Raw genomic sequence first — 13,778 nt, 5'->3', positions numbered from 1 at the left:
ATTCTGCGGGGATGGTGGCTTCGCCGCCTTCGGGGGTTGTGACGTTTTTGTTCACCGATATCGAGGGTTCGACCCGTCGGTGGGAGGCAGACGCGGCGTCGATGCGGGCGGCGCTGCTGGCCCATGACAAGGTGCTGCGCACGGCAATCGAGGCGCACGAGGGTTTCTTGTTCAGCCACACCGGCGATGGTGTGGTCGCTGCGTTCGCGTCGCCGAGGGCTGCTGTTGACGCGGCGATCGATGCGCAGCGCGCGCTGGAGTTGCCGGTGCGGATGGGCATTGCAACCGGTGAAGCAGAATTGCGTGACGGTGACTACTTCGGCACGGTGCTCAATCGCGCTGCGCGGGTGATGGCGGCCGGGCACGGGGGTCAGATTCTGATCGCAGACTCGACGGCGGGTCTGCTCAGCGGTGTCGAGCTCATGAACCTCGGTCCGCGGCGGCTACGCGACGTCCCGAGCCGAATCACGTTGTACCAGGTGCAGGGCCCCGGACTGCGGTCGGAGTTTCCGCCGGTGCGGACAACCGATCCGAATCCGGGAAATCTGCGGCCGGCGGTAGGCAGGCTGGTCGGCCGCGGCGATGAGGTCGATGACATCGCGGCAGAGGTGCGATTGCATCGTTTGGTCACGTTGACCGGAGTGGGCGGAGTGGGTAAGACCAGGTTGGCTCTCGAAGTCGCCGCTGTGCTGTCCGACGAATTTCCCGACGGTGTATGGGTTTTCGAACTGGCATCGGTTTTGGATCCGGCGGCGGTCCCCGCCGCAGTGGCTTCGGTGCTGGGCATCACCCAGCAGCCCGGTAAGACAGTCAGCCAATCGCTGGCCGCCGCTTTGGACGGAAGGGTGCGTCTGCTGGTAATCGATAACTGCGAACACGTCGTCGATGCCGCAGCACAACTTGTCGAGGCCATCCTTGCTCAGTCGGCAACGGTGCGAATTCTGGCCACCAGCCGTGAGGGCCTGGGTGTCGTGGATGAGCGACTGCGACGGGTGCCTTCGCTCGAGGTGAACGCCGCCACCGAGCTGTTCGTCGAACGCGCCCACAGCTTCTCCGCTGACGAATCGACGGCGGTGGAAGAAGTTTGTCGACGCCTCGACGGCATTCCGTTGGCGATCGAACTGGCCGCCTCACGGATGGAGTCGATGACGGCAACCGAGGTTCGCGATCGACTCGATCACCGATTCAAACTGCTCGTCGGAGCCCGGCGCGGATTGGAGCGCCACCAAACACTACGTCAGGCCATGGCATGGTCATACGACTTGTTGGATGATGCCGAACGTGCTCTGCTGCAACGGTGTTCGGTGTTCGCCGGTGGATTCGGTCTTCAAAGTGCTTGCGCAGTGGCCGGCTATGAGGATTCCGACGAGTATGCCGTGCTGGATCTGCTCGACGCACTCGTGCGCAAATCGCTGTTGGTCGCCGACCGGTCTGCCGGACGGACCCGGTATTCGATGCTGGAGACGATCCGCCAGTTCGCCGAGGAGCAACTCTTGGCTGGTGGGGGGATCGACGATGCGCGTACTGCGCATGCCCACCACTACGCCGGTAAGGAAGCCGAGATCCTGACCTTGTGGGATGGCCCAGGGCAGCGGGAAGCATATGACTGGTTCACAGTCGAACTCGCCAATCTGCGCACCGCGTTTCGCTGGGCCGCCGACCGCGAGGATCTCGATGATGCGGCCACCATCGCGTGTTACGCAGCGTTCCTCGGCTACTGCGTTGAGAACTACGAGGCTGTGCCGTGGGCCGGGGAGTTGATCGAGCGCGCGAGCGCTGCTGATCACTCACGGCTCGCCTTCCTGTGCGCAATGGCAGCGCTGGGCTGGTTCGTAGGTCCCGCCGAGGCGGCAGTGCGGTGTTGCGACGTCGGACAGGCGGCGCTGTGCAACGGTCCTGCCGCGATACCGTTTGGCCTCGATGGCATGATGGCCACCTCCTATCTGGCCGTCGGTCAGCCTGATCGGGCGGTCGAGTGGCTCCGTGCGCGACTTGGAGGCGGGCTGGATACGCACGCGCAAGCCAACATCAGAGCGACGCTGTCCATGAGCTTGACGATCGCGGGTCGCGAAGAGGAAGCAATTGCTGCCGCGGCCGGTCTGGTCGACCTCGCCGAGACCACCCGCAACCCCTACACACTCTCGCTCGCGCTCATGGCTGACGGCTTCGCCTGGCGCAGTGCGGACCCCGACCGCGCATTGAAGGCGATGAACCGCGGCCTCGGTATAGCCCACGACAGTGGGAATCGCTTCAACGAATCCCACCTGACAGCCAATCTGGCCCAACTCGACGTCGAGCGCGGTGATCCCCTCTCCGCACTCGAACACATCGGCTTGGCGATTCGCGATATGCACGATTCGGGGAACATCACCACTGTCCGTTCGCCGTTGGCGAACTTCGCGATCTTGCTCAATCGGCTAGAACACTACGAAGCAGCGGCGACCATCGCCGGCTTCGCCCGCAGTCCTCTTACTGCCGCCTCGTTTCCCAAAATCGATACCGCGATCGCACACCTCCGCCGTGTACTTGGCGAGGACGCGTACGAGTCGCTCGCCGATGAAGGTGCGGCGATGACCATCGCCGATTTGGTCGCCTTCGCATACGACCAAATCGACCGCGCCCGAGCGCAACTCGAGCGGTCGCCATGAGGCCGCCTTCGGGGGTTGTGACGTTTTTGTTCACCGATATTGAGGGTTCGACCCGTCGGTGGGAGGCAGACGCGGCGTCGATGCGGGCGGCGCTGCTGGCCCATGACAAGGTGCTGCGCACGGCAATCGAGGCGCACGAGGGTTTCTTGTTCAGCCACACCGGCGATGGTGTGGTCGCTGCGTTCGCGTCGCCGAGAGCGGCTGTTGACGCGGCGATCGATGCGCAGCGCGCGCTGGAGTTGCCGGTGCGGATGGGCATTGCAACCGGTGAAGCAGAATTGCGTGACGGTGACTACTTCGGCACGGTGCTCAATCGCGCTGCGCGGGTGATGGCGGCCGGGCACGGCGGCCAGGTGTTGGTGGCGGAGTCAACGGCGGGACTGCTGAGCGGACTCGACCTCGTCGATCTCGGTCAGCGGCGGTTACGCGACGTTCCTAGCCCCGTCAACATCTTTCAGTTGCGCGCGCCGGGACTACGTGAAGACTTCCCGCCGTTGCGGACCGCCGAAACCACCCCTGGCAATCTGCGACGACCGGCGACAAGTTTCATCGGCCGTGACTCCGCGATTGCCGAAGTGGAAACCGCGGTGCGGGCACATCGACTGGTCACGTTGACGGGATCCGGCGGAGTCGGCAAGACCCGTCTGGCACTGGAAGTGGGCGCCCGGTTAGCAGCCGAGTTTCCGGACGGAACATGGGTTTTCGAGTTGGCCGCAATAGCCGATCCCGACGCGGTGCCGGATGCCGCTGCGGCGGTGCTGGGAATTACCCAGCAGCCCGGCAAGACTGTCTCCGATTCGGTGGCTGCGGCACTCGAGGGCAGAACGCGACTGCTGATTTTCGACAACTGCGAACATGTCCGCGATACGGTCGGCGATCTGGTCGAGACAATCCTTGCCCGTTCCTCATCGGTTCGGATACTCGCCACCAGTCGCGAAGGACTGGGTGTCGAAGACGAGCGCGTGTGGCTGGTTCCCTCCCTCGAGGTTCGGACTGGCTTGAACTCCGCTGCAGCAAGACTTTTCGTTGACCGTGCGGTAAGCGTCGCCTCGCACTTCGCGGTGGCCGACTCCGAGGACGCTAACGCCGTGACTGAGATATGTCGCCGCCTCGATGGAATACCGTTGGCGATCGAGCTTGCGGCCTCCCGAATGGCGTCGATGACCGCCAGCGACGTCAGGGACCGCCTCGACCATCGGTTCCGGTTGCTGGTGGGGACCCGTCGAGGGTTGGAACGTCACCAGACGCTGCGCCACGCGGTGGCGTGGTCCTACGATTTGCTCAGTGACGAAGAAAAGACATTGTTGACTCGGTGTTCGGTGTTCACCGGTGGCTTTGATGTCGAAAGTGCCCGTGCGGTGGGCGGACTCAATGACGACTTCGCCACGCTCGATCTGCTCGACGCGCTGGTGCGCAAGTCGTTGGTGGTCGCAGGCCGGTCCGCCGGTAAGGCGCGATATTCGATGTTGGAAACGGTGCGCCAATTCGCCGAGGAGCAGCTCGCGGAAGGTGCCGACGCGGATGCGGCCCGGGCAACGCATGCGTCCTACTTCGCTGCGCGCGAAGACGACATTTTGGCGCTGTGGAACAGCCCGCGGCAGCGTGACGCCTACGCCTGGTTCAACACGGAGTTGGCCAATCTGCGCACTGCGTTTCGATGGGCTGCCGAGCACGATGATCTCGACACCGCGGCGCCGGTCGCGACGTATGCGGCCTTGTTCGGCGTGCTGACGGAGAACTTCGAACCCGTGACATGGGTCGAAGAACTCATCCCGGCCGCCCGTGCCGCCGACCATCCCAGGCTCACATCGCTGTATCTGCTGGCCACGCATTGTTGGATGGTGGGACGCATCGATCAGGCCGTGCAGTACGGCGACGAAGGACAAGCGCTGGTCGACAGCGGCCGATACGGGGTGCCGCGCGGGTTGGAGAGCTGGTCGGCCGGCGTGTCCAACAACATCGGGCTGCCCGAGGACTCGATCGAGGCATACCGTCGCATGCTCGCACGCCGAGACGATGACCCGTACGGGTTGACGCGCTCGGGGCTCGCATTGGGCCTGATGAGAGCTGGGTCTCCCGCCGAGGCGATGGCCGTCGCCAAGGATCTTGTCGACTCTGCCGGAGAGATAATCAACCCATGGGGACAGTCCTACGCCCTGTTGGTGTACGGCATGGCGTGGTGTGATGCCGATCCTGCCGGTGCTCGTGACGCTCTGCGGCGGGGCCTTGCGATTGCTCAGGACAGCGGTATTCGCTACAACGAATCGCATCTGGCGAGCGTCCTTGGTCGGCTGGAGGCGCGACACGGTGACGCGAGGTCGGCGCTCGAATACCTCCAACTGTCGATCGGCAACTACCACGACTGCGGAAACACCTCTACCCTGCGGGTCCCGCTCGCCAGCCTCGCGGCGTGCCTCGAGCGCCTCGAGTATTGGGAAGGAGCGGCGGTCATCGCGGGCTTTGCGTCCGGTCACCTTGCCAGGGCATGGCTCCCTGAACTCGGCAGCGCGATAGCGCATCTGCGGGACGTTCTCGGCGACCAGAGATACGTCGAACTCAGCGAAAAGGGGGCAGCGATGACCGCCGCCACGTTGGTGGCCTACGCCTATGACCAAATCGACCAGGCGCGAGTAGAACTCGAACGATCGCAATGAAGCGGCCGTCGGGGGTTGTGACGTTTCTGTTCACCGATATCGAGGGCTCGACCCGTCGGTGGGAAGCAGACGCGGATGCGATGCGGGTCGCACTACTTGCCCATGACAAGGTGCTGCGCACCGCGATCGAGGCGCACGACGGCTACCTGTTCAGTCATACCGGCGATGGCGTGGTCGCGGCTTTCGCATCACCGAAGGCGGCCGTGGACGCGGCAATCGATGCGCAGCGCGAGTTGCAGTTGCCGGTGCGGATGGGCATCGCGACGGGTGAGGCCGAACTGCGCGACAACGATTACTTCGGCACGGTGCTCAACCGCGCTGCGCGGGTGATGGCCGCGGGCCACGGCGGCCAGGTACTGGTCGCAGACTCAACGGCAAGCCTGCTCAGCGACGCTGAGCTGGTCAGCCTCGGACCTCGTCGGCTGCGAGATCTACCGAACCCGATCACAGTGTTTCAATTGCACGCCTCTGGCTTGCCGACGGATTTTCCGCCATTACGGACGATCGATTCCAGTCTTGGCAATCTGCGGCCGGCAGCCAGCCGGCTCATCGGTCGCGACGACGAAGTCGACCTCGTCGCAGCGGCGATGCGGTCGCACCGGCTTGTCACGTTGGCGGGTGTGGGTGGTGTCGGTAAGACTCGATTGGCGCTTGAGATTGCCACCGTGCTGGCCGACGAATTTCCGGACGGCGTCTGGGTTTTCGAACTGGCTTCGGTCACTGATCCTGCGGCCGTACCCGACGCCGTGGCCGCGGTGCTGGGCATCACACAGCAGCCCGGCATGACGATGAGTGAGTCGATCGCTGCCACTTTGGAGGGCAGGGTCCGCCTCCTGGTCTTCGACAACTGCGAGCACGTCGTCGACTCCGCAGCGGATCTGATCGATCTGGTCCTCGCGCGCTCGGCCACGGTGAAGATCCTGTCCACAAGCCGTGAGGGGTTGGGACTCGCCGACGAACGGTTGTGGCGAGTTCCATCACTGGAAGTCGTTGCGGCCATTGAGTTGTTCACGGAACGGGCTGCGCGGGCATTGTCGGCTGACGAATCAGGGGCGGTCGAGGAGGTGTGTCGCCGACTCGACGGTATTCCGTTGGCTATCGAGCTTGCCGCCTCGCGGATGGAATCGATGACCGCGACAGAGATGCGCGACCGCCTCGATCACCGATTCAAGCTACTCGTCCGGTCGCGACGCGGACTCGCACGCCACCAGACGCTGCGCCAGGCGGTGTCCTGGTCGTATGACCTGCTCGATGGCTCGGAAAGATCGCTGCTGGAACGTTGTTCGGTATTCGCGGGTAGTTTTGATGTTCAAAGCGCCTGTGCTGTAGCGGGATTCGACAACATCGACGAGTTTGTAGTCCTTGACTTGCTCGACGCGCTGGTGCGAAAATCGTTGGTCGTCGCGCATCGGTCGACAGGGCGAACCCGCTTTTCGATGTTGGAGACCATCCGCCAGTTCGCCGAGGAGAAGTTGGTCGCGCGCGGGGCGGCAGCAGAGGCAAGCTCGGCGCACGCCGAGCATTTCGCCGGCCGCGAAACCGAAATCATGGCGTTGTGGGACAGCGCGCGCCAGCGCGAGGCTTATGACTGGTTCGGCACCGAACTCGCCAACCTGCGCATAGCGTTTCGTTGGGCGGCCGATCACGGCGACCTCGAGGTCGCCGCTTCCATCGTGACCTTCGTCGGCCTTCTCGGCTTCGGCGTTGAGAACTACGAGCCGGTTTCCTGGGCAGAAGAGCTGATCGAGCCCGCCCGCGCGACTGGACACCCCCGCCTCGCGAGTTTGTATGTGATTGCGTCGCTGTGTTGGATGGCTGGCCGGGTTGATGACGCGCTCGGCTATGCCGACACCGCTCAAACCGTCATGGGCAGCGCACTGCGTACGCCGCCGTACGCGATGGAAGGCTGGGTCGGAGCGGCGTATGCAGTCGTCGGGCAGCCAGAGCGATGGGCGGAACTATGCCGCGCTCAGCTCGAACGCCGAGGTGACAACCACGTCTACATACGTGCTTGCCGGGTCTTCGCGCTCAGTTTTGCCGGCGCGATAGATGAGGCCGTTGACGACGCCGAAGGACTGATCGAAGCAGGGATAGCGACAGGCAATCCGTACATGCGTACGTTCGCGGTCGCCGCCTCCGCCTTCTTTCTCACCACTGGTGATAATGCGCATGCGATGCAGGCGTGTCGCGAAGGGCTGGCACTGGCTCAATCCAGCGGCAATCACTTCAACGAATCAATCCTTGCGCTGAACCTGGCCCGCCTCGAGGCACAGGAAGCCGTCAATGTGCAGGCGATCGATCATCTGACTCTAGTCATTCGCAACTATCACGACTCCGGAAACGTCGCGAGTCTACGCAGCCCGCTGGCTGTGCTCGCAGGATTTCTAATCCGGCTCAGGCGTTTCGAACCGGCGGCGACGATCGCAGGATTCGCGTACAGCCCTCTCGCTGTAGGGGCCGTTCCGGACCTGGAGAGCGCGATCGCTCAACTGAGGGATGCGCTCGGCGATGAGGTCTACGAAACGCTTGCCAACGTGGGCCAGTCAATGACCGCCGCTGCGGTGGTCGCCCACGCCTACGACCAAATCGACCAGGCGCGAGCGCAACTCGAACTACTACGGTGAACGCATGGAGACACTGAGGGTCGGTGCGGCCTTTCCCGATCCACCGTTCAACGGCATGCCGGATAACAGCGGACTCGATATCGACCTGATGACCGCGATCGCCGAAGCCCTCGGCGCCACAGTTGAATTCATCCCGTATGGCGGTGCTGACTTCAACGGCATCTTCGATGCCCTCGGCTCCGCCTACGACTGCGTGGCCGCAGGCACCACCGTCACCCCCGAACGCGAAACCAAGGCGCAGTTCGTCGCGCCCTACCTGATCTCCGGCCAGTCGCTGGCCGTCGACACCACCCGGTTGCCGAACGTCACGTCCGTCGACGACCTCGAAGGCCTGACCATCGGCGTACAGCAGGGCAACACCAGCCAGCCCATCGCCGAGCGCCTCGTCGCCGACGGCAAGGCCGCGGAGGTCCGCGTCTACGACTACGGCACCATCCGCACCGCGCTGACCGACCTGACCACCGGCGACTGCGACGCGTTCATGAAGCTCGCCCCGGTGCTGACGGAATTGGTCACGCCGATCGCCGGCGTCGAGGTCGTCCAGCGCGGCATCTCAGTCGAGAACATCGCGATCGCGGTACCGCTCGACGACCAGGCCTTGTTCAGCCGCATCACCGTCGCGCAGGCCGAACTCGAGGCCGACGGCACCCTGCCGCGCATCCGTCAGAAATGGCTGGGCAAGCCCGATGCGGACCAAAGCTCGGCCGTCCACTGAACCAGCCCGCACGTGGCGTCTATCACACCACTAGGCTGGTCGCGAGCGATAAGGCGACTAAGAGGAGACACAAAGTGACCATCCGGGTCGGCGTTAACGGCTTCGGCCGCATCGGACGCAATTTCTACCGGGCTCTCGCGGCGCAGAAGGCCGAGGGCAAGAGCACCGACATCGAGGTCATCGCGGTCAACGACCTCACCGATAACGCCAGCTTGGCGCACCTGCTCAAGTTCGACTCGATCCTGGGCCGCTACCCGGAGGAGATCAGCCTGGAGGGTGACGACACGATCGTCATCGGCAGCACCAAGATCAAGTCGCTGGAGGTCAAGGAAGGCCCGGCCGCGCTGCCCTGGGGTGACCTGGGTGTCGACGTGGTCGTCGAGTCCACCGGCATCTTCACCAACGCCGCCAAGGCCAAGGGTCACCTGGATGCGGGGGCCAAGAAGGTCATCATCTCCGCGCCGGCCACCGATGAGGACATCACCATCGTGCTCGGCGTCAACGACGACAAGTACGACGGCAGCCAGAACATCATCTCCAACGCCTCGTGCACCACGAACTGCCTTGGCCCGCTGGCCAAGGTCCTCAACGACGAGTTCGGCATCGTCAAGGGCCTGATGACGACGGTGCACGCCTACACCCAGGACCAAAACCTGCAGGACGGCCCGCACAAAGACCTGCGCCGCGCCAGGGCCGCCGCGCTCAATATCGTGCCGACCTCGACCGGTGCGGCCAAGGCCATCGGCCTGGTGTTGCCCGAGTTGAAGGGCAAGCTGGACGGCTACGCGCTGCGGGTGCCGATCCCGACGGGTTCGTGCACCGATCTGACCGCCGAGCTGTCCAAGTCGGCCACCGCCGAGGAGATCAACGCGGCATTCAAGGCCGCCGCCGACGGACCGCTGAAGGGCATCCTGAAGTACTACGACGCGCCGATCGTGTCCAGCGATATCGTCACCGACCCGCACAGCTCGATCTTTGATGCCGGGCTGACCAAGGTGATCGACAACCAGGCCAAGACGGTGTCCTGGTACGACAACGAGTGGGGTTACTCGAACCGCCTCGTTGACCTGGTCGCGCTGGTCGGCAAGTCCCTGTAGCCCAGTGGCTATCAAGACACTCGAAGACTTACTCGCAGAAGGCGTTTCGGGCCGGGGCGTCCTCGTGCGCTCCGACCTGAACGTCCCGCTCGACGACGGGAACATCACCGACCCCGGGCGCATCATCGCGTCGGTGCCCACGCTGCAGGCGTTGTCCGATGCAGGCGCCAAGGTCATCGTCACCGCGCACCTGGGTCGGCCGAAGGGCGGCCCCGACCCGCAGTTCTCGCTCGCGCCGGTGGCAAAGGCGTTGGGGGAGAAGCTCGGCCGTCACGTTCAGCTGGCTACCGACGTGGTCGGCACTGATGCTCTTGCGCGTGCCGAAGGGCTCACCGACGGTGACGTCCTGCTGCTGGAGAACATTCGCTTCGACGCTCGCGAAACGAGTAAGGACGATGGCGAGCGGCTGGCACTGGCCAAGGCGCTGGTCGAATTGGTCGGCGATGACGGCGCTTTCGTGTCCGACGGCTTCGGGGTGGTGCATCGTAAGCAGGCCTCGGTCTATGACGTGGCGACGCTGTTGCCGCACTATGCGGGCACGTTGGTGGCCGCTGAGGTGAAGGTCCTGCAGCAGCTGACCAGCTCGACCGAGCGGCCGTACGCGGTGGTGCTCGGCGGTTCGAAGGTGTCGGACAAGTTGGCTGTCATCGAGAATCTGGCGACCAAGGCCGACAGCATCGTCATCGGTGGCGGCATGTGCTTCACCTTCCTTGCCTCACAAGGTGTTTCGGTGGGCAAGTCGCTGCTCGAAGAGGGGATGATCGAGACTTGCCGCAAGCTGCTCGAGGACTACGGTGACGTGATCCACGTGCCCGTCGACATCGTCGCGGCCGACGAGTTCAAAGCCGATTCGCCATCGGAAATCGTTGCGGCTGACCGCATTCCGCAGGACAAAATGGGTCTGGACATCGGGCCGGGCTCGGTCGAACGGTTCACCGCGCTGCTGTCCAACGCCAAGACGGTGTTCTGGAACGGCCCGATGGGCGTCTTCGAATTCCCCGCATTCGCGGCGGGCACCAAGGGCGTCGCAGAGGCGATCATCGCGGCAACCGACAAGGGCGCGTTCAGCGTGGTCGGCGGCGGTGACTCGGCCGCCGCGGTGCGTCAACTCGGCCTGCCAGAAGACGGCTTCTCCCACATTTCCACCGGAGGCGGGGCCTCGCTGGAATACCTTGAGGGCAAAACACTGCCCGGCCTGGAGGTACTGGAATCATGAGCCGTAAGCCGCTGATCGCCGGCAACTGGAAGATGAACCTCAACCATTTCGAGGCGATCGCGCTCGTCCAGAAGATCGCGTTCTCGCTGCCGGACAAGTACTTCGACAAGGTCGACGTCGCGGTGATCCCGCCGTTCACTGACCTGCGCAGCGTGCAGACCCTGGTCGACGGGGACAAGCTGCGGCTGACCTACGGTGCACAGGACGTGTCGCAGCACGACTCGGGTGCCTACACCGGCGAAATCAGTGGAGCCTTTCTGGCCAAGCTGGGCTGCACGTTCGTCGTCGTCGGGCACTCGGAGCGGCGCACGTACCACCACGAGGACGACGCCCTCGTCGCCGCGAAGTCGTCCGCGGCCTTCAAGCACGGCCTGACGCCGATCATCTGCATCGGTGAGCAGCTCGAGGTCCGCGAGGCCGGCAACCACGTCGAACACAACGTGGAGATGCTGCGCGGTTCGCTGGCCGGCCTGACTTCCGAGCAGATCGGCAACTCCGTGATTGCCTACGAGCCGGTCTGGGCCATCGGCACCGGCCGGGTGGCCAGCGCGGCCGACGCGCAGGAGGTCTGCAAGGCCATCCGCGACGAGCTCGGCAAGCTGGCGACGCCGGAACTGGCATCCGGGGTCCGCGTGCTCTACGGCGGTTCGGTCAACGCCAAGAACGTCGGCGAGATCGTCGCACAGGAGGATGTGGACGGCGCACTGGTCGGTGGCGCGTCGCTGGACGGCGAGCAATTCGCGACACTGTCGGCCATCGCGGCCGGCGGCCCCCTGCCCTGATAGCAGCTCAGGAGCCTGTAGTCTGGCTGCCATGGAATTGGCCCTGCAGATAACCCTGGTCGTGACCAGTGTGCTGGTTGTGCTCCTGGTCCTGCTGCACCGCGCAAAGGGCGGTGGCCTGTCCACGCTGTTCGGTGGTGGCGTCCAGTCCAGCCTGTCGGGGTCGACGGTTGTCGAGAAGAACCTCGACCGGCTGACGCTCTTCGTGACCGGCATCTGGCTGGTTTCGATCATCGGCGTCGCGCTGTTGATCAAGTACACCTAGGGCGGCCATGAACACGCCGGAACACAGCCGGCAGCCGTACTACACGCCCGTCGAGGGCATCGCGATCACCTTCTTGTACAACAGGGCTTTCGGCAGCTTCTTTGACTTCTTCGGCCCGAAGATATTCGTCGACGGCGCCGAGATTCCCGGCCAACGCTGGGGCAAGGCCGATCTGCTCGTCCCGGCGGGCAGGCACCAGGTGCACGTCTATACGAGGTATTTCTTTCCGCCGAAAACCGGTCCCGCCGATTACACGGTCGTGGTGCCGCCGGGGGAGTTCGTCGAACTCGAATACCGGGCGCCGGTGTTCACTTTCGCCCGCGGATCGCTGGGCCCGCCGCCGCAGCGGTATCGGGGAGTCTGGCCGGTGGTCGCGCTGATCGGCGGCGGGCTGCTGATCCTGGCGCTGATGCTGCTCTTTGCCGCTCTCTAGCGGCTAGAGGATGCCGCCAAGGCCGGGCAGATTGCCAAGCACCGGCAGGTCGCCGAGCAGTCCGCCCGTCGGATCATCGTCGCAGACCTGGCTCTGCTGCGGCACATTGATCACCTGACCCTGGTTGCCGATCGTGACAGTGTTCTTCGGACAGGCCTGCGGTTCGGCGGCAGCGGGGCCCGGATAGCCGAGCGCCAACGCAACGAACGTCGCAAAGATGGTGGCGGCGAGCGCTTTCATGATGGATCCCAACCTCGGAGTTTGCTCTGCAATCAGCATGCGCCACCAGCAGGACGGCAGCAACCCGCGGTGCCAGGAACCATTCAGCAGTCGACCATAGGATCGCGCGCGTGTTCGTGCACATACTTCTTCGCGCCGGTGCTGTTGCGGTTGTTCTGGTGTCTTTCGGACCCGGCATCGCCGCAGCGGACCCGTTGCCCGTCGCGGACGTCACCCAATCCGCGGACACCGACGACGGCTGGCATCTGAGCGCTGCGCTGACGAAGATGACCATCAACTCCGTGCCGAACATGGCCGCAACGGCGTTCACCAGAGAAGGTTTTGTCACCGGCAAGGCGGTCGCTTCGATCGACGGCAACGGCAACTCGGCAGTGAACTCGGGCATGTTGATTTTCGGTCTGCAACTGGGGTGTCAGGTCGACCTCAGCGAGGGCGGCAGCATCGGTGTCGATGCCGACGCCGGTATCAGCCCTGGCTTCAACGGCGGCAATCTGCTCAACATCGTTGGCCCGTATGCCGATATCGGCGGAAACGCCTCGATCAATCTGTTGCCGGGAAACATCACGAACCTCGGGCTGGGCAAGAAGGAATTGAAGGGCCGCACCGGCGAGATCGTGGTGCACGACGCACACGTCAAGGTGGACAGCTGTGGAGGACAGGTCTCCGTCCGGTTCTTCGCGACGGCGATGATCGACACGGACAAGTCGGACGACAGCGTCAACGCCTACGGGGACATTCTCACGTTATGAGTACGTTGCGGATTTGCGTTGCAGCAGTGGCACTCTCGCTGGCAGTGTGGGGTGCCCCTGTCGCCGATGCTGACTGCACCACCGCGGGTGACTTCGGAGCCGGTGCCGGCTGCTCACCTCCGGGATCGGGATCGGGATCGGACAACAGCATCGAAAGCTGGCCACCGACATCCGTGGATTGGCCCCCGCCGCAGAAGTCGGATTCCGACAGCGACAGCGGCGGCAAGACAGGTGACGCCAAGCCGACGCCCATCGTGTTGCCCACCGGCCAGAGACCATCGCCTACCGTGACGCCGAGCACGAGCACCACACCGACACCCACTCCGATCGTGATTCCGCAGCACTAGGACCCTCG

The 13,778-nt window shown here is 64.2% G+C and carries 12 protein-coding genes; 11 read left to right on the top strand and 1 reads right to left on the bottom strand.

All coding sequences use genetic code 11. The features are described from left to right. Positions 1-11: 11 nt before the first annotated feature. The 9 genes from GGC64_RS01320 to GGC64_RS01280 all read left to right on the top strand — a co-directional run bounded on the left by GGC64_RS01320 (position 12) and on the right by GGC64_RS01280 (position 12,434). Positions 12-2,648, top strand: a complete 2,637-nt coding sequence (locus tag GGC64_RS01320) for an adenylate/guanylate cyclase domain-containing protein (RefSeq protein ID WP_192720656.1) — start codon at positions 12-14, stop codon at positions 2,646-2,648. Then, a complete protein-coding gene (locus GGC64_RS01315) occupies positions 2,645-5,302 on the top strand; it encodes an adenylate/guanylate cyclase domain-containing protein (protein ID WP_192720655.1) in 2,658 nt (885 codons plus the stop codon). Before GGC64_RS01320 ends, GGC64_RS01315 begins: the two co-directional genes overlap by 4 nt. Beyond that, entirely contained in the window at positions 5,299-7,926 is a 2,628-nt protein-coding gene (locus GGC64_RS01310) for an adenylate/guanylate cyclase domain-containing protein (RefSeq protein WP_192720654.1), read from the top strand. The genes GGC64_RS01315 and GGC64_RS01310 overlap by 4 nt, the downstream gene beginning before the upstream one ends. A 4-nt stretch (positions 7,927-7,930) precedes the next feature. Next, on the top strand, positions 7,931-8,641 hold the full coding sequence (locus tag GGC64_RS01305; protein ID WP_192720653.1) for an ABC transporter substrate-binding protein: 711 nt from the start codon (positions 7,931-7,933) through the stop codon (positions 8,639-8,641). Positions 8,642-8,715: 74 nt separating this feature from the next. Further along, entirely contained in the window at positions 8,716-9,738 is a 1,023-nt protein-coding gene (gene gap / locus GGC64_RS01300) for a type I glyceraldehyde-3-phosphate dehydrogenase (RefSeq protein WP_192720652.1), read from the top strand. A 4-nt stretch (positions 9,739-9,742) separates the two neighbouring features. Beyond that, a complete protein-coding gene (gene pgk / locus GGC64_RS01295; RefSeq protein WP_192720651.1) occupies positions 9,743-10,954 on the top strand; it encodes a phosphoglycerate kinase in 1,212 nt (403 codons plus the stop codon). Next, positions 10,951-11,736, top strand: coding sequence for a triose-phosphate isomerase (tpiA, locus tag GGC64_RS01290; protein WP_192720650.1), 786 nt, complete (start codon positions 10,951-10,953; stop codon positions 11,734-11,736). Before pgk ends, tpiA begins: the two co-directional genes overlap by 4 nt. Before the next feature lie 31 nt (positions 11,737-11,767). Continuing rightward, entirely contained in the window at positions 11,768-12,001 is a 234-nt protein-coding gene (gene secG / locus GGC64_RS01285; protein WP_192720649.1) for a preprotein translocase subunit SecG, read from the top strand. 7 nt (positions 12,002-12,008) lie between these two features. Next, a complete protein-coding gene (locus tag GGC64_RS01280; protein WP_192720648.1) occupies positions 12,009-12,434 on the top strand; it encodes a hypothetical protein in 426 nt (141 codons plus the stop codon). Positions 12,435-12,437: 3 nt separating this feature from the next. Here the strand turns inward: GGC64_RS01280 and GGC64_RS01275 are convergent, their stop codons facing one another. Continuing rightward, complete coding sequence (locus GGC64_RS01275; protein ID WP_192720647.1) at positions 12,438-12,674, bottom strand: hypothetical protein; 237 nt, start codon at positions 12,672-12,674, stop codon at positions 12,438-12,440. A 158-nt stretch (positions 12,675-12,832) separates the two neighbouring features. Between GGC64_RS01275 and GGC64_RS01270 the strand changes: the two genes are divergently transcribed. Together GGC64_RS01270 and GGC64_RS01265 are read left to right on the top strand one after the other, a co-directional pair. Next, positions 12,833-13,423 (top strand): MspA family porin, encoded by a 591-nt coding sequence (locus GGC64_RS01270; protein ID WP_369435062.1) that lies wholly within the window; start codon positions 12,833-12,835, stop codon positions 13,421-13,423. After that, positions 13,420-13,770, top strand: a complete 351-nt coding sequence (locus GGC64_RS01265; protein WP_192720646.1) for a hypothetical protein — start codon at positions 13,420-13,422, stop codon at positions 13,768-13,770. The genes GGC64_RS01270 and GGC64_RS01265 overlap by 4 nt, the downstream gene beginning before the upstream one ends. Positions 13,771-13,778 lie beyond the last annotated feature (8 nt).

The sequence above is a fragment of the Mycobacterium sp. OAS707 genome, from assembly GCF_014873705.1.
Lineage (GTDB): Bacteria > Actinomycetota > Actinomycetes > Mycobacteriales > Mycobacteriaceae > Mycobacterium.
The sequence above is the reverse complement of the archived record's forward strand: the minus strand, read 5'-3'. Positions and strand labels throughout refer to the sequence as shown.